The sequence below is a fragment of the Mucilaginibacter ginsenosidivorans genome (assembly GCF_007971025.1).
GTDB lineage: Bacteria > Bacteroidota > Bacteroidia > Sphingobacteriales > Sphingobacteriaceae > Mucilaginibacter > Mucilaginibacter ginsenosidivorans.
Window position 1 is genome coordinate 656,013 of sequence record NZ_CP042436.1, and the last position, 19,033, is coordinate 675,045.

The following is a 19,033-nucleotide window of genomic DNA, read 5'->3' on the forward strand; positions in this document are numbered from 1 at the left end:
GTAATTGAATAAAGCAGCTCATGATTTTGCTTCATACCAAAAAAGCATGCTCATGAAAATGCCATCAACCTATATAAGCCTGCTGCTGTTGTGCGGGCTTATCCTTCTCTTTTATTATACGCACAAGGGATCGGCCGGTATTGCGAAACTGGGCCAGGTTCGTCCAATGGTCAAAAGCAGCAAGCCGGTGGTCAAAAAATATTTACCGGCAGAGGAAACTGATGTTTATTTGAATAAAAATCAGAACGATGGGAACACGCAGGAACAGGCCGGGATAAGCGAAGGCGGATTTTCGTTTTTCAAAGACGTAATAAGTGGTGTGGCGCCGGCATTAAAAAACTTTAATTGACATTGACCGACGAAAACAGGCCGTTCGCGTATGCAAATCTCACTTTTCGCCGAAAAACGCAAAATTGGCTGTAACCATTCAACCTATTACTGCATCTTAATACAAATAACAAAATAATAACGCGGTAATATCCGCAAGCCTCATTTTAAAGGTTTTTCTAAAAAAACAGAGAAATACTCTGAAGGGGAGTGGTATTGCCGAAATATACGAGAACTACAAATGGATAAAGAACAAAGCAGACACAATTAGCACCCGTTACTCATCCCACAAAAACGGTTGAATAACCGGTGAACCAGGCAATTTATTAACAAACCAAAAAAACGGGGGAAAATCCCCGGCGGGCTTTTTATTGCCCAAATTTTAAAACACAACAGACATGAAACCAACTATCCTTAAAATATTTTATGCCCTCCTGTTTATCGTCGGAATATCGGGCACTGCTTTGGCGCAAACTGCCGCACCCGGTGGGCGCGTCTCGGGTACCTTGCTTGATGAGCACGGAAAGCCCATGATGTTTGCCACCACCAGCCTGTTGAATGCAAAAGACTCCACGATTGTAAAGGGAGCCATTAGCAACGACGCCGGCGTTTATGTATTTGAGCACGTTAAAGACGGGCAATACCTGGTAAAAGCAACTACCGTTGGGTACGATAAGGCAACGAGCGGGACCTTCACCATTAGCCAGGCATCAAAAAGCGTTGCGGTACCGCAGATAACCATGCAGCCTAACGATCATAATTTAAGTACGGTAAGCATTGTAGCCGCCAAACCGCTGATCGAGCAGAAATCGGACAGGGTGGTGCTTAATGTTGCCGGCAGCGTACTCGCAGCTGGAAATTCGGCAATGGATATATTGGAGCGGGCTCCCGGCGTGAGCGTTGACAAGGACGATAATATCAGCCTGAAAGGCAAACAGGGTGTTACCGTGATGCTGAACGATAAGTTGACCTACCTGACATCGGCCCAATTGGCCACATTACTGCGGTCGACCGACGGAAATACCATCCAGTCGATAGAGATCATTTCCAACCCATCGGCTAAGTACGACGCTTCGGGCAACTCGGGCATCATCAATATCAAGCTGAAAAAGAATAAACAAACCGGCACAAACGGCAGCATAACCGCAGGCGTTGGTTACGGCAAGAACGGTAAAGACAACGAAACGTTCCAATTAAATCATAAAGAAGGTAAATTGAACCTGTTCGGCACTTTCAGCCATAACGATAACAAGAGATACCAGAATATAGGCATAAAACGTATTGTTACCGATAGCGTTGGTGGGCAAACCTTTTTTAACCAGTTCAGCGAATTGCCCCAAACCAATCATAATAATAGCTACCGCATAGGAGCTGATTATGATATTTCGGACAGGAACACTGTGGGTTTCGTTGTAAGCGGGTACTTCAATTCAGAAATAGACAATAATACCAACACCACTCATATCGGCCCCAATTTTAGCCAGGTAGACTCGTCGCTGACAACCGCTGCCGTTTTCAACCAAAGCTATCACAATATCGCGGTTAACCTTAACGATACCTGGAAACTGGATACAGCCGGCCAGCAATTGAACATCGACCTGGATTATTCGAAATTCAAAAACAATTCGAATGCCTATTATATGACCAATTTCTTCCTGGCCGATGGCAGCATTCAGCACCCGTCAGCCTTCTTGGGAAACCTTACCCCATCAAACATTGATATCCACACGGCAAAGGCCGACTACACACTGCCCATCACCAAATCGGTGAAATTTGAAACAGGTGTGAAACTGAGCGATGTAAAAACAGATAATGATCTGCAGCAATCTGTTGTTGAAGGCGGGCAATACCTGAGCGTTAACCACTTTATTTATGATGAAAAGATAAACGCGGGTTACATCAACTTCTCTAAGGATTATAAAAACACCTCGGTTCAGCTGGGCCTGCGCGGCGAATACACCAGTTCGAACGCTACCGGCGACTCGCTTAATGTTACCCAGGTTGTATCAAGGCATTATTTCGACCTGTTCCCGAGTGTATTTATCAACCATACCATAAATGATAAGAACGAAATAGGTATATCATACAGCCGCCGTATCGATCGCCCGCAGTATGATAACCTGAACCCGTTTGTGTATCACCTTGACCCGTATACCTATCAAAAGGGCAACCCATATTTGAAACCGCAGTACACCAACAACTTCGAGTTGAACTATACCTATAACAAGAGTATCAATTTAAGCCTGGGGTACAGCCGTACAACCGATGTGATATCCGAAATACCCGGGGCTGACCCAAAAACAAAGATCGGCTTTGTAACCAGCCAGAACTTACAGACGCAGATAAATTACAGCGCCAACCTTTTTGCACCCTATACCATTAACAAATGGTGGAGCGGTAATGTAAATGTGACAGCATTTTACCTCGGCTTCAAATCGAACGGGCTGGAAGGCGGCAACCTTGACCGAGGCCAAACCGCTTACCAGGTAAGGGCCAACGAAACCTTTACGCCGATAAAGGGCTACAGGTTCGAGCTTTCGGGCAATTACCAATCGGCCCTCACTTATGCACTGTTTTATGTAAAACCACAGTATAGCATAGATGCCGGCGTTAGCCATTCGTTCCTTAATAAAAAGGCAAATCTTAAATTGTCGGTAAGCGATATTTTCAACATGCGCCGCAACGATGTTACCAGCAAATACCAAAGTGTTGACTTTGATATCAGGCAGAAACGCGAAAGCCGTATAGGCAGGTTGACATTTACTTACAATTTCGGAAGCACCAAGATAAAAATGCGCAAGCATGAAACCGGTGCAGATGATCTGAATAACAGGGTGAAAGGAGCTAATTAAGTAGCAGAGGCAGTTGCAGTGGCAGTCAATCAATAATCGGGCTGCTACTGCAACTTTAAACTGCCACTATACTACTGCCCCACCATAAATACTGCGTTGCCAAACAGCAGCTTGCCATTTTCCCAGAAACTGCGGAACAACGGGTCATCAACCATATAAACAACCGAGCCACGTCCCAAATTCTGTACGCCGAATAACAGGCCGTTCTTTATCTTTTCTTTAGCCTTCTGCCCCACAAAACCTTCGACATACCCACTTTTGCTCACCGTTCCAACGTTCCAGCCGTCGTCACCCAGGTATTTGTACAAATCATCATCAAGTTTCAGGTCGAAATAATATTTGTCAAGTCCAAAACCAAGCGGATGGGTATTATCCATATCTAATTTATAGATAGCGCCGGGGATGTTTGAGCGGATAGCTTCATGATCGCGGTCGGCGTAGGTTTTTACCAGGTCCGACCGGTCCTTTGTCGTATCGCTTTTATCATCCTTCACCGCTTTAATGGAAAAGCTTTTTTTATCGGTCAAAAGCGAGATAGTGTTTTGCATGGCTATCAACTTACCGCCGTCATGAACCCAGCCTTGCAATTTGTCTGCAGGCAGGTCCTCGTAATCGCCATCCGGAAATATCGCAATATCAAACTGGTTCCATTTTATACGGTCCAGGTCTTTATACCTTACTATGGTAACGGGGTAATTGATCTCCTTTTCAAAATAGAACCATATCTCGCCCATCGCTTCAGCAGAAACGCCGTCGCCGGATACGAGCAATATCCGCGGCGCGCGAATAAACCTGATGGCGTGCGAACCGAGGTCGACCCCATTGTCTGCAAAACCCGAACTTAATGGCGTCAGCTCGCGGTTGCAATCAGCGGCCACTTTCCGAACCGTGTTATCAAAATTTTCATTGTTCCCGGCCCGGGCGATGATCAGCGACCCGGCCGCAAATTTTTTGCCGCCTGCTTCGAACGGTTTTTCCGAATAGCGGACTTTTATATTATTACGCAACAGTTCGGCCAGAAACTTCACGTCATACCACGATCTCCAGGGCGATACATAAGCATAAGCATGCTCATTATTGGCGTGTGACGACTGTAGCGTGCCTGGTTTACCCTGGTCGGTTTTAAGACCCTCCTTAATGCCATAGGCCTTTAACCCATAAGCATAGGGCAGCGCCCAGGCTGTAATATCGTACGTGTTGGAATCGGCCACGAAGGTTTTGGGCTCAAGCAATACATTTAATAATACAGCCTTGGGCTGGTAGGCGCTTATTACCATATCCTTCTCGCCTATCCCAAACTCCTCCGTTTTCCCGGTAACATAATTATAGCCGGTACTTTTATCCCTTACGCCGAACGTATATTTAATACCGTTGCGGGTAAGCATAGCACCAAGCATATCGATCTTATCCTGGTTATCGTTTTTGATCACATAGGTTTTATAGTCGCCCGGCGGGTTGTTACGGCTGTTATCAAAATATTTCTTAAACTCATCCAAAGCTTTTGCACCGTTTGCCGAAGCTGTTTCGACAGTGCTGAGGCTGTTGGAAAGGTGGTGCGCAATACGGTCGGCTAAAGTTAAGGTATCGCCGCTGCGCGTAGCTATGGCCAGCCCGGCGCCTATACCACCCTGCTCGTACGTCATGCCGATGGACCCGTTATATATGGGATAAGTATCGCCGTAGGACGGGTAAAGCAGGTCGTACTCCTCTTTGGTATAGTACAGCCAGCCATGCTGGTCGAAATATTTGGCATTGTTCCTGCCTATGATCACCTGGAACTCCTTTTGCCATGCGGTTATATCGCGATGGAACGGCTCAGCAGCCGGTGCAAAGTAATATGGGGAATTGTAGCCCTGTTCGTGAAAATCGACATGGATCTCGGGCAGCCATTGGTTGAATAAGGCAACTCTTGCTTTTGTTTCCTTTTGCGTTTGCCAGGCCCAGTCGCGATTCAGGTCGTAATAATAATGGTTTATCCTGCCACCCGGCCATGGTTCGCTATGTTCGCGTGCAGCAGGGTCGGCGTCGGGTGTAACCCCCGCTACCGAACAATAAAAGTTGATGTAACGTTCGCGCCCGTCAGGATTCAGGCAGGGGTCTATCACAACCACCGTATTTGCCAGCCACGGTTTGGTACGGGTGTTCGACGGATCGGCCAGGTCAAAAAGCGCCTGCATGGATGCCTCGCTCGAGCTTGGCTCGTTACCATGTACGTTATAGCTAAGCCATACTATAACCGGGGCATTTTTCAGCGCCGTATTACTATTGCCCTGCCCGGCAAGCGAGAGGTTATGCTGCCTGATCTCTTCCAGCCGGCCAATATTTTCGTCTGAGGCGATGAACATCACCATCAGCGGGCGGCCCTCGTTAGTGGTACCGTATTGCTGCAGTTTAACATTTTTTGATGCCCCGGCCACATATTTAAAATAATCCACTATACGTGCATGTGGGGTGAATTGCGTACCCAATTTATAGCCCAGGAATTCGGAAGGCGATTGGAGTTGCTGCGCGAAAGTGAACGCGGCATAAACCAGGAAAACGAATGAGAGAAGTACTTTTTTCAGCATAGTGATTAGCTAAGCTAAAAATAAAAAATTGAATGTGGTAATGAGATTGGGGCATTTTATAATAATGCTTTATATGACCCATCGGGTCTACCCGTTTGTAGTCAATGGAAAAATAAAGCAATATTGCCTCGTAGAGGCTACCTTTTACCATCATTTAAGGCATGGACAGAAAAACTCGTTATCTTACTTGCAGATGGGTAATCTCCCTGAAGCATAAATTTCATTCTTTGTCTTTTCTACAAAGCGTTAGAGCCTACGACTAATTGTCTTTGCGCTGTGTAATAAGGCAGGTACTGAAGGGGTTTCACATCTGGTGAATTAACAAAATGCTAAAATTTTAAGCATACCCTATTCCTTCACATCAAAAATCTGCACATTTGCAATCTGCACATCCGCCGATCAATATGACACCTGCACAAGCCTTACAAAAGTATTTTGGATATAGCGAATTCCGGCACCGGCAGGAAGCTATTATCCGGGATATTCTGGCAGGGAAAGATGTTTTGGTACTGATGCCGACCGGTGGGGGCAAATCTCTTTGTTACCAGCTGCCGGCGGTTTTGATGGATGGACTTACCATTGTTATTTCGCCGCTTATAGCGTTGATGAAGGACCAGGTTGACGCGCTGAATGTAAACGGCATACCGGCCGCGTTTTTAAATTCATCCCAATCGCCGGATGAACAGGCAATGATAACAGAAAAACTGAAACAAGGCGCGATCAAGTTGCTTTACCTGGCGCCGGAACGTTTATTTGGCTCGGGCAGCATCCTTATCAATTTTCTGAAGTCGTTGCCGGTTTGCTTGATCGCTATTGACGAGGCACATTGTATCTCGCACTGGGGGCACGATTTCAGGCCCGAATACCTGATGCTGGCAGGTTTAAAGAATGATTTTCCCAATATCCCCGTCGTCGCTCTTACTGCGACGGCTGATAAACTCACCCGCAGGGATATCCTCGAAAAACTCGACCTGAAAAACCCGGCCGAATTCGTTTCTTCGTTCAACCGGGCCAATATTACTTATCGCGTGCTGCCCAAAAAGAACAGTTTTAACCAGTTGCTTGATTTTCTGGAGCCGCGAAAAGAAGATTCGGGTATTATTTATTGCCTATCGCGTAAATCGACCGAAGCACTGGCGGCCGATCTGAAAGCTGAGGGCTACGCTGCCGAAGCTTATCACGCCGGTATGGACCACGCCGACAAGGCCCGCAACCAGGAAGCTTTTCTGCGCGATGATGTGAAGATCATTGTGGCTACCATCGCCTTTGGCATGGGTATCAACAAATCGAATGTCCGTTACGTAGTACATGCCGATCTGCCCAAAAACATTGAAGGCTACTACCAGGAAACCGGCCGCGCGGGCCGCGATGGGTTGGCGTCCGATGCGTTGCTTTTATACTCCTATAGCGACGCAACCAAGCTGAAAGGCTTCGCCAGGGTTGACGGCAACGAGGAACAAAGCACCATTATGCTGAAAAAGCTGGACGATATGGTGAGGTACAGCCAGCTGCAGACCTGCCGTCGCCAATACCTGATGCGTTATTTTGACGAGGATTTCCCGGATAACTGCGGATCGTGTGATGTTTGCCTGAGCGAAGTTGAGAAGTTTGATGGCACCCTTATAGCCCAAAAAGCGCTTTCGGCGGTGGCAAGGCTGAAGGAACGGTTCGGCAATACGTATGTGATCGATTTTTTGAGGGGATCGAAACGGGAAAAGATACGCGAGGAGCATAAGCAACTCAAAACCTACGGCGTTGGGGCAGATATTCACCGGGCCGACTGGTTCAGGTACATCCGCGAACTGGTAGCACAGGGCTACCTGCAAACTACAGACGATGAATACCCGGTATTAAAGCTGACCGAAAAAAGTGAAGCCGTGCTAAAGGGACTCCAAAAAGTTGAACTGATAGCCACACAGACTAACGAAGAACGCGAATCCGAAATTATCCCTTATGAAGCAGGCTTGCTGAATGAACTGAAACTTGTTCGCCGGGATATCGCCGCCCCGCAGAATGTACCGCCGTATATCATCCTTTCCGATGCTGTATTATTGGAAATGGCCACTTATCTGCCGCAAACTTTGGACGAGCTGCGCCTGGTACCAGGTTTTGGCGATGTGAAACTGGCACGATACGGTCGCGAGTTTTTGATACCGGTTAAAAACTATTGCGGCAAACACGGACTCGCATCGCGCATCGCACAAAAATCAGCTAAAAAAGAACGGAAGGCGCCAAAAGCGCCGAATACCGGAAAATTACGATCTTCGGATACGCGGCTGGCAAGTTTTACTTTATTTCGTGCAGGCAAAAGTGTGATGGAAATTGCTGCCGAACGCAGCTTGTCGCCCATGACCATTGAGAGTCACCTGGGTTATTTTATTCAATCCGGCGAACTGGAAGTCACGGAGATTGTTAATGAAGGTAAAATTCCGGCTATAAAGGATGCTGTTGAAAGCTATGGGCAGGAACGGCTGGCGCCATTAAAAGAAGTATTAGGAGATAACTATACTTATGGCGAAATTAAAGCGGTGATAGGCTGGATGAACAGGGGGAATAATTAGCAACAAGGATGTCATGCTGAACTTGTTTCAGCATCCCGCTTGCTAAGTTTACGCAACAATGGCGACATATCCTGTGAGATCCCGAAACAAGTTCGGGATGACATTCATTTATTAATGATAATATTAAATGACAACCGAACAACTATATCAAATCTTTCTGAAACATCCTGTCATCAGTACGGATACCCGGAAAATAGCACCGGGCAGCCTGTTTTTTGCTTTGAAAGGCGATAAGTTTGACGCCAATACTTTTGCAGAACAGGCGGTATCGGCAGGTGTAGCTTATGCCATTATCGATAACGCTGCTTACCGGCTTGGAGAGCAATATATTTTGGTTGATGATGTACTTACCACTTTGCAGGACCTGGCGCGTTACCATCGCCGGCAGTTGACCATACCCGTTATCGGGCTCACGGGCACAAATGGCAAAACTACCACCAAGGAACTGATCAATGCCGTGCTGTCGCAACATTTTAATACTTATGCCACGCAGGGTAATCTGAATAACCATATCGGGGTTCCGCTGACGATCTTATCCATCAATGCAACCCACGAAGCGGCCGTGATAGAGATGGGCGCCAATCACCAAAAAGAGATCGGGTTCCTTTGCACCATTTCTCAGCCTACACATGGGCTGATAACCAATGTGGGCAAGGCTCACCTGGAAGGCTTTGGCGGGGTTGAGGGGGTAAAAAAAGGGAAAGGGGAATTGTATGATTATTTGGCAGGAGATGAACAAAGGGTGGCGTTTGTTAATTGCGATGATACCGTATTGATGGAAATGCAACATGGACGCGATCTAAAGCAGGTTGTTCATTACGGAAAAAATGAACCAGGCAGCCTGGTTTCAGGGCAGATCATCGCCAATTCACCGTTTCTTACGTTGCAATGGACAAATAGGAAGACGGGCGATATCTATGATGTAAAAACGCTATTGACCGGGGAATATAATCTGCCCAACATATTGGCGGCCATTTGTATCGGCTTATATTTCAAACTGACACCTGCCGAGATCAATGCTGGCATCGGTGGCTATCAGCCTAAAAACAACCGTTCGCAGATAACACAAACGGCTACCAATACACTTATCTGCGATTATTACAACGCCAACCCAAGCAGCATGTTCGTGGCGATAGAGAACCTGGGAAAACTGGATGCCAAACATAAGGTGCTGGTTCTGGGCGATATGTTCGAGATGGGCGACGAGTCGGCTGCGGAACATAAGGCTGTGATACGGAAGGCATTGGAAACGGAAGTGAATCAGCGGATTTTTATTGGAGGTGAATTTTTCAAAGCAGGTGAGTCCATGGACCATGGACCATGGTCCATAGACAAATTCTATCACACTGTAGAACAGGCTATTGCTGCATTAAAGGATGAACCTATAAAAGACTCGACCGTATTGATCAAGGGTTCGCGGGGGATGGCTTTGGAACGGTTGGTAGATCTGTTTTGATATGAGTACCGATCCCTTCATTTACCTCCAATTTATCCGCAACACCATGGCTGGATTGCCCGGTACGACCGAGGGCATGAGTCATGGAACCCCTGCTTTTTATGCACAGAAAAAAATGCTTTGTCGCTTATGGGAAAACGGTGAGGTATTGGTAATACGCACGGATGAGCGGGATAAATGGATAGCAAAGGACCCGGAAACGTATTTTTTTACTGATCATTACCGGAATTACCCCTGCCTGCTGGTAAACCTGCCCAAAGTAGATCCGGAAGAACTTAAGGGTTTACTAATTAAGGCCTGGATGGACCGTGCTTCCAAAACCCAACTTAAAGCATATCACGACCGCATACACTAAGGTGTTCACGCGATGGTCCATTTTTGGGCAATTCTCGGGACGAGCAAAAATTATAAGTATTGATAATCAATAAATTGAAGTGGTTTTATGTTTGGCGAGCGGCTTTTGCGTGAACACCTTATCGCAACACTAATTCGGCCACTTCCTCGCCCACCAGACTGCCCATGGCTACACCCATACCATTACAGCGCACGGCGCAGTAAACGTTTGGTTGAATTTCCTTTACTATCGGGCTGATATCTTCCCCAAAACCCATGATGCCGCTCCACCAGTAATCGATCTCCGTGTTTTCACCAGGTAGTACTATTTCGTTGAGGTAAGTAGTCAATTGTTTTTTGACGGCTTCAGTATGGCCAAAGTCCCAGGTTTTCTCCTGGTTAAAATCGATATTTCGGCCGCCGCCAAAAAGCACACGGCCGTCGATATTGCGGAAATAATAGTAACCTTCGTTGAAATGGTAGGTGCCCCTGAGTTTTAAACCCGGCACCGGTTTAGTAACCAGCACCTGGCCGCGGCCAGGGATGACATCCAACTCAGGGTACAACTGTGCCGCGAAGGCATTGGTGGCCAGGATAACCTTTGTGGCTTTAAAATCGCCCTGCGAAGTTTGCAGACGGATGTTGCCGCCCTCATTCTCAATTTGGTTGACGCTGCAATTATTCAGGACCAATACGTCCTGCTCATAAACCCGGTTCAGCAGGGTGCGCATCATTTTACCGGTATGCAGCTGACCCTCGAACGGGTTATAGATGATATGGTTAATTCCCCGGAAACCAAAATCAGCTATTTTGGCATCGGCAACTGCATATATGTCATGGCTTCCAACAGCTTGTGCCAGCAAATTGTTAAAATACGTTAAATGATCGAGCGCCTCTTCGGCCCTTCCGGATTCGTTTTCCATGAAAAGCTCGTGGCCGCCATACTGGTAGAAATCTATATTGTTATCACCAAGGTTTGCCCGCAGGCGCCGCAGGCCCCGCCATTTGTAATCCACCAGCTTCAGTACCTCTTCTTCGGATGAGCGTTTCAGGTATTCAATTTGCTCGGAAAGTGTGCCAAAACAGGCAAAACCGGCATTTTTGGTACTTGCACCGCTGGGAAGAAAACCCCTTTCAAGCACTGTTACTTTAAGGCCGGGCTGTTCCCGTTTCAAATGCAGGGCGGCGCTCAATCCGACAATACCGCTACCGATGATGATCACATCAGCATTCTCTGTAAATGCCGTCCGCTCCCAATACGAAAAAGTATGCTCCACGCCCAAAAGTAGAAATTAGCATGGAATAGTTTTTGAAATATACCGTTTAAATCATATTGCTATGGATCATCTATCATTCATTACAGGATATATTACACTAAACTCGGCATGGCTGCTCATGATCGTTATTGCAGTCGTAAGCTTTATTGTTCAGTGGCGCTTCAAAAGTAAATTCAACCAGTATGCGCAGATCGGCTTATCGTCGGGCATGTCGGGACAGGAAGTAGCTGAACGGATGCTGAGAGATAATAATATTACTGATGTGCAGGTCATTTCGGTCGAGGGCCAATTGACCGACCACTACAACCCGGCGGATAAAACGGTTAACCTTAGCCCCGATGTGTTCTACAGTCGCAGTATTGCCGCGGCGGCTGTTGCTGCCCACGAATGCGGGCACGCGGTGCAACACGCAAAAGCTTACGCGTGGCTTAGCCTGCGTTCGTCGCTGGTGCCGGTTGTCAACGTTGCGTCGACACTTACCCAATGGACCCTATTCATTGGCGTAATGCTGCTTTTCTTTACGCAAAATCCTTTGGTATTGGCCATCGGTGTTGCCGCTTTGGCGCTGGTTACGCTGTTCAGCTTTATAACGCTGCCGGTAGAGTTTGACGCCAGCCGCAGGGCTCTGGCCTGGCTGAACAACAATTACAGTGTTATGCAAACCGGCGAGGAGCACGCACAGGCAAAAGATGCACTTTGGTGGGCCGCCATGACTTATGTGGTTGCCGCGCTGGGTTCGCTGGCTACCTTGCTTTATTACGCGTCGTTTTTGTTTAACAGGAGAAACTGATCGGGTCGAAAATCTTGAGCTCTAAGTCCCATCTGTGTTTGCAGATGGGGCTTCTTGTTTTACTAAATATACTGTAATGAAAAAGGCTGCCTGGATTCCTCCGGCAGCCTTTCTATTTTGAGTGGATCGATTTAATTCATCCTGTACGGGGCAACCAGGTAAAATTCCGGTATCTGTACATCAAACGCGGCATCATCCATCAGTCGCACCATTTGGTACTGGCCTTTCATGCTGCCCATATCAGTTTTTAAATTACAGCCCGATACATATTCGTGTGTGCTTCCCGGCTCAATAACGGGTTGTTGTCCTACTACGCCTTCGCCTTCAACTTCCCGTTTTGCACCGTTCGAATCGAAAATTTCCCAATGCCTGCGCATTAGCTGCACCGCATTATGGCCAACGTTTTCGATGCTGATCTTATAAGCGAACATATAATGGTCGTTGGCAGGGTTTGAGTACTCCGGCTGGTAGATGGTCTCTACAGAAACTTTGACGCCGTCGGTAATTGTAGTTATCATAGCAAACTGTGAATGATTCTAATATAACTTTACCAGTTCAAATATCACGCCATTTCTGCGCTGTAATTGTCAGCCACTTCAAATAATATTTCGTTTATCTCTTCAAACGTCGAGGCGGTAACCAGTTTCATGCGGTACTCTTTAAAGTGATCGATACCCTTAAAGTAATTGGAATAGTGCCTCCGCATCTCAAAAACGCCTGTTTTAGGGCCTTTCCACTCGATAGACTTCTCCAGGTGGGTGCGGCAAACATCAACGCGTTCGGCGATGGTAGGTTTTTCCAGGAATTCGCCTGTGTTGAAAAAATGTTTGATTTCCCTAAAAATCCAGGGGTATCCGATGGCTGCGCGACCGATCATCATTCCATCTACACCATATTCCATCCTCCAGGCGGCAGCCTTTTGTGGCGAATCGATGTCACCGTTACCAAAAATGGGGATTTTTATTCCCGGATTCTTCTTTATTTCACGTATCAGCGTCCAGTCGGCAAAGCCTTTGTACATCTGCGAACGGGTGCGCCCATGTATGGTTAGGGCCTTAATTCCTACATCCTGCAGGCGTTCCGCTACCTCGTACACATTTTTGGTATTATCGTCCCAGCCAAGGCGCGTTTTTACGGTTACAGGCAAATGGGTGGCTTCCACCACGGCTTTGGTCATGGCCACCATTTTATCAATATCCTGCAATAAACTGGCGCCTGCGCCACGGCAGGCCACATTTTTTACCGGGCAGCCGTAGTTAATGTCGATCAGGTCCGGATTTACCTGTGAAGCTATTTCGGTTGCTTCGCGCATGTGTTCGATATCGCTGCCAAAAATTTGTATGCCAATAGGACGTTCGTACTCAAAAATATCCAGTTTCTGTCGGCTTTTGGCTGCATCCCGTATCAACCCCTCGCTCGAAATGAACTCCGTGTACATCATATCCGCGCCGTTTTGCTTACACACATAACGAAACGGCGGATCGCTCACATCCTCCATCGGCGCCAGCAGCAGCGGGAACTCTCCAAGTTCGATATTTCCTATTTGTACAGACATGCGTATCTTTGACCGGCAAAATTACGAATTTTACCTCAAATTATGACAGAAGGCCCTTCTAACCCCATACCACACAAGCAAATACATCCCGGATTGCAATTTCTTATATTGATGGGCATACTGATAGCGACTATTATAGCGGGCAATTTTATTGCCGGGGCCATTGTTGCTGTAAGATACGGTACGGACACATTGCTGGATATCGCTAACCTGAAACTCGGTTCGCAACAGGTGCAAAGTTCGTTGTGGACCATCCAGTTTATCGGGACCACCCTGCCCATACTGATCACCCCCATCATTTTTTCTTATCGCGTGGTGCATGACCCGGATGATTATATAAAGCATCATTTTGACTACCCACAAATGCTGATGGGGATCGTTTTCGTGGCGATGCTGGCCGTATTTCCCTTTATTCAGTTCCTGGGCGATCTTAATTCAAAAATGGTATTGCCCGAAGCGCTGAAGGGCGTGGAGCACTGGATGCGCCAGAGCGAGGACGAAGCGCAAAAACTATCGGACACCATGATGCGGATGCCAACTTTTTGGAGCATGATATACGATCTGCTCTTTATTGGCCTGCTGACCGCGATAGTAGAAGAAATATTGTTCAGGGGATGTTTTCAAACGGTATTTTTCCGCTGGACCAAAAATATACACGTGGCTATCTGGATCACAGCTATCCTTTTCAGCGCCTTTCACCAGGAGTTTTACGGCTTTTTACCACGCCTGGCGCTGGGACTACTTTTTGGATATTTTACGGCCTGGAGCGGCAGTGTATGGCCGGCGATACTGGCGCACTTTGTCAATAACGGTACCGTAGTGGTGTGGACCTACCTGCTTCAAAACAAAATAACCGACCTTGACCCCGACAAGCAAAAGCTATTCAGCAATGTCATTTTCGTTGCAAGTTTTGTTGTGACGCTGTTATTATTGTTTTTTTATAAGTATATTTCAGACAAATGGCAGGCTGCTCATCATGGAGAAGAACTGGATTAAAATTTTTTCGTCAACCAATTACTACCAGGCCGAGATAGTGAAGCAGATGCTTATTGAACACCAGATAGATACCGTACTATTGAATAAACAGGACTCGTCGCACCGTACATTCGGGCATATCGAAGTATATATCCACCAGAAAGACTTCGGCGATGCTATTGAAGCGATGATCCTGAACCAGATAAACCCATGAAAACACGCGCCATTACCGGCTTCTTTTTTATTATTGTTATGCTTGCCTCCATGTTGCTTGGGGGCTATGTGTTCGATGCTTTTTATCTCCTTTTAGCGATCCTGGCACTCATCGAATTTTACAGGCTGATAAAAGGAACCGGTTTTTCGCCCGCGCAGGTATTAGGCGTTTGTACCGGAATATTGGTATACCTGGCCGGCGCCCTGGTAAGCTCTTCAGCCAATGATGTACCGCACGGTTACCTGCTGGTGCTTGTACCTATAACGGCTGCAGTGTTTATACAGGAGCTATACCGAAAATCGGCTACGCCGTTTGCCAATATCGGCTATACCTTCCTGGGTGTAATATTCGTGGTGGTACCTTTTTCTTTTTTTCATGCTTTGGGTTATACAAGGCTTTTAGGCGACTATTGCTTTCATATCCCTCTTGGGTTTTTCATTATGCTTTGGGCCAACGATACCGGGGCCTATTTAAGCGGCTATTTCTTCGGACGGACTAAATTATTCGAGCGGCATTCGCCCAAAAAAACCTGGGAGGGCTTCATCGGGGGGTATTGATCAGTGCCGCAGCCGGCTATATTTTGAGTATTTTTTACCGCGAATTAACCTGGTACCAATGGGTAACCGTTGCCGTACTTATCAGCAGCTTTGGCACATTGGGCGACCTTGTGGAATCGATGTTTAAACGCAGCATCAATGTAAAGGACTCCGGTAACATATTGCCCGGGCACGGCGGCCTGCTCGACAGGTTCGACGGCTTGCTGCTGGCGGCGCCAATTGTTTATACCTACCTCTACTTCGTTACAAATTTGTAATTTTGCACAAAATTTCCTGTAAATGACCATTCATAAAGAAGGATATACCTCTATAGCGCTTTGCGTACTGCTGATATTCGTGTCTAACGCCCTTATACAATTTTATTATCCTTCGGCGCACACGCTGAAGTGGATCGTCTACATACTGTCCGGAGTTTTGTTCCTCATCATCCTGCAGTTTTTCCGCAGCCCGCGAATACGCATTACCGCCGACGAAAAGCATGTACTTTGCCCGGCCGACGGCAAGGTGGTGGTAATAGAAGAAACCGACGAGCCCGAATACCTGCAGGACCGCCGCATACAGATATCCGTGTTTATGTCGCCCGTTAATGTCCACGTAAACCGAAACCCCATAGCCGGCGTGGTTAAGTATTTTAAATATCACCCGGGCAAATACCTGGTGGCCTGGCACCCCAAATCGTCAACAGAAAACGAGCGTACAACCATCGTTATCGAAAACAGCAAGGGGGTGCCCGTATTATTCAGGCAGATAGCAGGCGCATTGGCCCGTCGTATCGTATGGTATGTGAAAGAAGGTGATAAAGTGGACCAGGGGCAGCAGTTCGGTTTTATCAAATTTGGTTCAAGGGTGGATGTTTTCCTGCCATTGGGGACCAAGATCAATGTTGAGATTGGTGAAGTTGTGAAAGGCGGGAGAACGGTGCTTGCAGAACTAATGGAAGCCCCCCTGCCCCCTAAAGGGGGAGCAAAGGCAGAGAAGAAAGCCTGATATAGCGACTCATTTATTCATCGTTTCACGTAGAATAAACATTCGCATAGATTCTTCACTACGTTCAGAATGACAAAAAGATGCAAACAAAAATCCCGTCTCGGAATGAAACGGGATTTTTTATTTGTACGCTTTATAAATTCCCCCTTTAGGGGTTAGGAGTTTAAACTCTTTTTGATTTGATACGGGCTGCTTTACCAGTCAATTCGCGCAGGTAGAACAATTTAGCGCGGCGTACTTTACCAAAGCTGTTTACTTCTACTTTATCGATATTTGGCGAATTCACAGGGAATATACGCTCAACACCGATACCATTTGAAACCTTACGTACGGTGAAAGTTTGGTTGCTGCCATCGCTGTTACGCTGAATAACAACACCCTGGTAAACCTGGATACGCTCCTTGTTACCTTCACGTATTTTATAGTGTACGCTAACAGTATCACCTGCCTTAAACGCAGGAATTTGCTTTTTTTCTACTGATTGCTCTTCGACAAATTTTATTAAATCCATGATTTTTAAGCTCTAAACGCAATTTTTAACCCGTAAAAATCGGCTTGCAATAATAGGGATTTTATTTTAATTTAAAAAGTAAGATTTAAAAATTTCCACATTTTGCCAAATGTTAACATTTTCGGGGCAATAAAGGCAATTTAGCAGTATAGTTACCGATAAGTTCTTTATTTCAATAGATCCGGTCTTCGCTGTTTTGTCCGTTCAACAGCCTGCTCAAAACGCCATTTTTCTATTTCCGGGGTATTGCCGCTCAATAATATGTCGGGTACCCTGTGTCCGTTCCAGTCGGCCGGGCGGGTGTACACCGGTGCGTCCAGCAAGTCATCCTGGAACGAGTCGGACAGGGCCGAAGTTTCGTCGCTCAGCACGCCGGGTATCAGCCTTACCACGGCATCCACCAAAACTGCAGCGGGCAGCTCTCCGCCCGAAAGAACATAATCGCCGATAGAAATTTCACGGGTAACAAACAAGTCGCGTATGCGTTGATCGATACCTTTATAATGGCCGCAAAGCACGATGATGTTTTTTTTTATGGATAATTGATTGGCGATGGATTGATTAAGCGTTTCGCCATCCGGAGTCATAAAGATCACCTCGTCGTAGTCGCGTTCACCCTTTAATTTTTCGATACATGCTGCAAAAGGCTCTATGGTCATTACCATGCCGCTGCCCCCGCCGAACGGGTAATCATCAACGCTTTTATGTTTGTTAGTAGCATAGTCGCGCAGGTTATGTAACACTATTTCGGCTATACCCTTTTTTTGCGCACGCTGTAAAATGGAATGAGCAAAAGGGCTCTCGAGCAAGCCCGGTAAAACGGTGATCAGATCAAAGCGCATGGCGCAAAGATAGTTTTGTTTGAGGTGAAAGGCGAAGGGTGAAAGTTACATTTGTCACTCCTGTCCTATACCCATGATATTCCCTTCCGGGTCACTGAATATAGCGTCGTCTTCTTTGGAATTACCGCGGGGCGGTTTAACTATGGCGCCGCCATGGGCCACTATCTTTTCCACCGTTTCGGCGACGCTGTCCACCATGGTATAAACAACCAGGCCGGATGGCGCCGGCTTAACGTGGCCGGCCCACATGCCGCTTACGTTACCGATAACGTCATCAAAAGCGGCATTACCGTGATTATCGCTTCGTATTTGCCACGGGAAAATAGCTTTATAAAATTCAACCGACTTATTTATGTCGGCAGCTGGTATCTCGAGGTAACATATCTTGCCATGCCCGCCACCGGGATGCTGGTATAGGCCAAGTACATTCCCTGCCGGGTCGGCAAACCAGGCAACAAACTCCGTTTCGCCTATCTGTATCTTGTTCACAATGCTGCACCCGGCCGAAATTATGGCCTGCATAGTTGCTTCAATATCATCAACCATGATGGATACGATCAAACCGGGCTGTGCTGCGGGTTCTCTGCCTTGTACCCAGGTGCCGCTTACTTTGCCGATACCATCGTCAAAAGCTATGCGGCCATCGCTTCGTGTCCTGATGTTCCAGCCGAATATCTTTTGATAAAAAGCTGATGAAATGTTAATATCCTGCGCCGGTATCTCTACGTAACATATCCGCCCGTGGGCAACTTTAGGGTATTCGATGTTCGCCATAATTTAAAATTTTAGCTGCTAGGTCAGCAATGTCTACTCCTTCAATTAATATGATATGATTTGCTGCCGCGATATCCTTTACCGCAGCGGAAGTTGCGGGGGGCTGAAGCCACATTACCCGGGCACCGGTGGTTAAAACCTGCTTCTCCAGTATGGCGGCGTGTTCGGCTTCGGGCCGGTACACATTCACAATATCAACCGAACTGGGCCGTTCCCCGGTACTTTCGAAAACAAGAAAGCTTTTTTCGCCTTCCTTTCCCGGTTGAAAAACGGTACGTCCATCCGCTTTGCCTGGCTTTTCATCAGCAATACTTGCTACGGAATACCCTTCGGGGCTATACCCAAAAACGGAGAAACCGGCATTTAACAAAGCACGCGGAACGCGTTGTTCGGGCCAGTCGACGAGCAAGATCGTCTTAGCCGACCGCATTTGTTGTTCAATTGTTTGTTCCATA

General features: G+C 46.9%; 17 protein-coding genes and 1 pseudogene. 10 read left to right on the top strand and 8 right to left on the bottom strand.

The window, feature by feature from the left end; genetic code table 11:
- Positions 1 to 52: 52 nt before the first annotated feature.
- Together FRZ54_RS03020 and FRZ54_RS03025 are read left to right on the top strand one after the other, a co-directional pair.
- The gene (locus FRZ54_RS03020) at positions 53 to 349 is read left to right on the top strand and encodes a hypothetical protein (RefSeq protein ID WP_147030174.1); all 297 of its coding nucleotides are present in this window, start codon (positions 53 to 55) and stop codon (positions 347 to 349) included.
- A 376-nt stretch (positions 350 to 725) separates the two neighbouring features.
- Entirely contained in the window at positions 726 to 3,179 is a 2,454-nt protein-coding gene (locus FRZ54_RS03025) for an outer membrane beta-barrel family protein (RefSeq protein WP_147030175.1), read from the top strand.
- 71 nt (positions 3,180 to 3,250) lie between these two features.
- On the opposite strand, the gene FRZ54_RS03030 is transcribed toward FRZ54_RS03025, so the two are convergent.
- Complete coding sequence (locus tag FRZ54_RS03030; protein ID WP_147030176.1) at positions 3,251 to 5,746, bottom strand: M14 metallopeptidase family protein; 2,496 nt, start codon at positions 5,744 to 5,746, stop codon at positions 3,251 to 3,253.
- A gap of 404 nt (positions 5,747 to 6,150) precedes the next feature.
- Here FRZ54_RS03030 and recQ point away from each other — a divergent pair, with 404 nt between their 5' ends.
- The 3 genes from recQ (at position 6,151) to FRZ54_RS03045 (ending at position 10,118) form a co-directional block, all read left to right on the top strand.
- Positions 6,151 to 8,307: a DNA helicase RecQ gene (gene recQ, locus FRZ54_RS03035; protein ID WP_147030177.1), complete on the top strand. Its 2,157-nt coding sequence runs from the start codon at positions 6,151 to 6,153 to the stop codon at positions 8,305 to 8,307.
- A gap of 127 nt (positions 8,308 to 8,434) precedes the next feature.
- Positions 8,435 to 9,763: a UDP-N-acetylmuramoyl-tripeptide--D-alanyl-D-alanine ligase gene (locus FRZ54_RS03040; RefSeq protein WP_147030178.1), complete on the top strand. Its 1,329-nt coding sequence runs from the start codon at positions 8,435 to 8,437 to the stop codon at positions 9,761 to 9,763.
- A 1-nt stretch (position 9,764) separates the two neighbouring features.
- On the top strand, positions 9,765 to 10,118 hold the full coding sequence (locus FRZ54_RS03045; protein WP_147030179.1) for an MmcQ/YjbR family DNA-binding protein: 354 nt from the start codon (positions 9,765 to 9,767) through the stop codon (positions 10,116 to 10,118).
- Between the two features lie 118 nt (positions 10,119 to 10,236).
- Here the strand turns inward: FRZ54_RS03045 and FRZ54_RS03050 are convergent, their stop codons facing one another.
- Entirely contained in the window at positions 10,237 to 11,373 is a 1,137-nt protein-coding gene (locus FRZ54_RS03050; RefSeq protein WP_147030180.1) for an NAD(P)/FAD-dependent oxidoreductase, read from the bottom strand.
- 61 nt (positions 11,374 to 11,434) lie between these two features.
- Between FRZ54_RS03050 and FRZ54_RS03055 the strand changes: the two genes are divergently transcribed.
- Positions 11,435 to 12,163: a zinc metallopeptidase gene (locus FRZ54_RS03055; protein ID WP_147030181.1), complete on the top strand. Its 729-nt coding sequence runs from the start codon at positions 11,435 to 11,437 to the stop codon at positions 12,161 to 12,163.
- A 131-nt stretch (positions 12,164 to 12,294) separates the two neighbouring features.
- On the opposite strand, the gene apaG is transcribed toward FRZ54_RS03055, so the two are convergent.
- Both apaG and dusB read right to left on the bottom strand, forming a co-directional pair.
- Positions 12,295 to 12,681: a Co2+/Mg2+ efflux protein ApaG gene (gene apaG, locus FRZ54_RS03060; protein ID WP_147030182.1), complete on the bottom strand. Its 387-nt coding sequence runs from the start codon at positions 12,679 to 12,681 to the stop codon at positions 12,295 to 12,297.
- 44 nt (positions 12,682 to 12,725) lie between these two features.
- A complete protein-coding gene (gene dusB / locus FRZ54_RS03065; RefSeq protein WP_147030183.1) occupies positions 12,726 to 13,718 on the bottom strand; it encodes a tRNA dihydrouridine synthase DusB in 993 nt (330 codons plus the stop codon).
- 42 nt (positions 13,719 to 13,760) lie between these two features.
- Between dusB and FRZ54_RS03070 the strand changes: the two genes are divergently transcribed.
- The 4 genes and pseudogenes from FRZ54_RS03070 (at position 13,761) to FRZ54_RS03085 (ending at position 16,451) form a co-directional block, all read left to right on the top strand.
- Positions 13,761 to 14,714 carry a CPBP family intramembrane glutamic endopeptidase gene (locus FRZ54_RS03070; protein WP_147030184.1) on the top strand — a complete coding sequence of 318 codons (954 nt, stop codon included), beginning with the start codon at positions 13,761 to 13,763 and terminating at the stop codon, positions 14,712 to 14,714.
- Complete coding sequence (locus FRZ54_RS03075) at positions 14,695 to 14,907, top strand: putative signal transducing protein (RefSeq protein ID WP_147030185.1); 213 nt, start codon at positions 14,695 to 14,697, stop codon at positions 14,905 to 14,907. The genes FRZ54_RS03070 and FRZ54_RS03075 overlap by 20 nt, the downstream gene beginning before the upstream one ends.
- A gap of 50 nt (positions 14,908 to 14,957) precedes the next feature.
- Positions 14,958 to 15,721, top strand: a pseudogene (locus tag FRZ54_RS03080) (phosphatidate cytidylyltransferase).
- Between the two features lie 22 nt (positions 15,722 to 15,743).
- Positions 15,744 to 16,451, top strand: coding sequence for a phosphatidylserine decarboxylase family protein (locus FRZ54_RS03085; protein WP_147030186.1), 708 nt, complete (start codon positions 15,744 to 15,746; stop codon positions 16,449 to 16,451).
- Between the two features lie 163 nt (positions 16,452 to 16,614).
- Here FRZ54_RS03085 and rplS read toward each other — a convergent pair whose 3' ends face one another.
- The 4 genes from rplS to FRZ54_RS03105 form a co-directional block, all read right to left on the bottom strand.
- Positions 16,615 to 16,962, bottom strand: coding sequence for a 50S ribosomal protein L19 (gene rplS, locus FRZ54_RS03090; protein ID WP_147030187.1), 348 nt, complete (start codon positions 16,960 to 16,962; stop codon positions 16,615 to 16,617).
- A 167-nt stretch (positions 16,963 to 17,129) separates the two neighbouring features.
- Entirely contained in the window at positions 17,130 to 17,804 is a 675-nt protein-coding gene (gene trmD / locus FRZ54_RS03095; RefSeq protein ID WP_147030188.1) for a tRNA (guanosine(37)-N1)-methyltransferase TrmD, read from the bottom strand.
- 54 nt (positions 17,805 to 17,858) lie between these two features.
- A complete protein-coding gene (locus FRZ54_RS03100; RefSeq protein ID WP_147030189.1) occupies positions 17,859 to 18,578 on the bottom strand; it encodes a VOC family protein in 720 nt (239 codons plus the stop codon).
- Entirely contained in the window at positions 18,556 to 19,032 is a 477-nt protein-coding gene (locus FRZ54_RS03105; RefSeq protein ID WP_147030190.1) for a CoA-binding protein, read from the bottom strand. The genes FRZ54_RS03100 and FRZ54_RS03105 overlap by 23 nt, the downstream gene beginning before the upstream one ends.
- Position 19,033: the final 1 nt, after the last annotated feature.

What these genes read in the sequence shown, in the direction of transcription:
- FRZ54_RS03020 (WP_147030174.1), top strand. Translation starts at nt 53, where the DNA reads ATGAAAATGCCATCAACCTATATAAGCCTGCTGCTGTTGTGCGGGCTT.
- rplS (WP_147030187.1), bottom strand. Translation starts at nt 16,962, where the DNA reads ATGGATTTAATAAAATTTGTCGAAGAGCAATCAGTAGAAAAAAAGCAA.
- FRZ54_RS03105 (WP_147030190.1), bottom strand. Translation starts at nt 19,032, where the DNA reads ATGGAACAAACAATTGAACAACAAATGCGGTCGGCTAAGACGATCTTG.
- FRZ54_RS03030 (WP_147030176.1), bottom strand. Translation starts at nt 5,746, where the DNA reads ATGCTGAAAAAAGTACTTCTCTCATTCGTTTTCCTGGTTTATGCCGCG.
- FRZ54_RS03075 (WP_147030185.1), top strand. Translation starts at nt 14,695, where the DNA reads ATGGAGAAGAACTGGATTAAAATTTTTTCGTCAACCAATTACTACCAG.
- FRZ54_RS03085 (WP_147030186.1), top strand. Translation starts at nt 15,744, where the DNA reads ATGACCATTCATAAAGAAGGATATACCTCTATAGCGCTTTGCGTACTG.
- apaG (WP_147030182.1), bottom strand. Translation starts at nt 12,681, where the DNA reads ATGATAACTACAATTACCGACGGCGTCAAAGTTTCTGTAGAGACCATC.
- FRZ54_RS03055 (WP_147030181.1), top strand. Translation starts at nt 11,435, where the DNA reads ATGGATCATCTATCATTCATTACAGGATATATTACACTAAACTCGGCA.
- FRZ54_RS03070 (WP_147030184.1), top strand. Translation starts at nt 13,761, where the DNA reads ATGACAGAAGGCCCTTCTAACCCCATACCACACAAGCAAATACATCCC.
- FRZ54_RS03025 (WP_147030175.1), top strand. Translation starts at nt 726, where the DNA reads ATGAAACCAACTATCCTTAAAATATTTTATGCCCTCCTGTTTATCGTC.
- FRZ54_RS03040 (WP_147030178.1), top strand. Translation starts at nt 8,435, where the DNA reads ATGACAACCGAACAACTATATCAAATCTTTCTGAAACATCCTGTCATC.
- FRZ54_RS03100 (WP_147030189.1), bottom strand. Translation starts at nt 18,578, where the DNA reads ATGGCGAACATCGAATACCCTAAAGTTGCCCACGGGCGGATATGTTAC.
- dusB (WP_147030183.1), bottom strand. Translation starts at nt 13,718, where the DNA reads ATGTCTGTACAAATAGGAAATATCGAACTTGGAGAGTTCCCGCTGCTG.
- trmD (WP_147030188.1), bottom strand. Translation starts at nt 17,804, where the DNA reads ATGCGCTTTGATCTGATCACCGTTTTACCGGGCTTGCTCGAGAGCCCT.
- recQ (WP_147030177.1), top strand. Translation starts at nt 6,151, where the DNA reads ATGACACCTGCACAAGCCTTACAAAAGTATTTTGGATATAGCGAATTC.
- FRZ54_RS03045 (WP_147030179.1), top strand. Translation starts at nt 9,765, where the DNA reads ATGAGTACCGATCCCTTCATTTACCTCCAATTTATCCGCAACACCATG.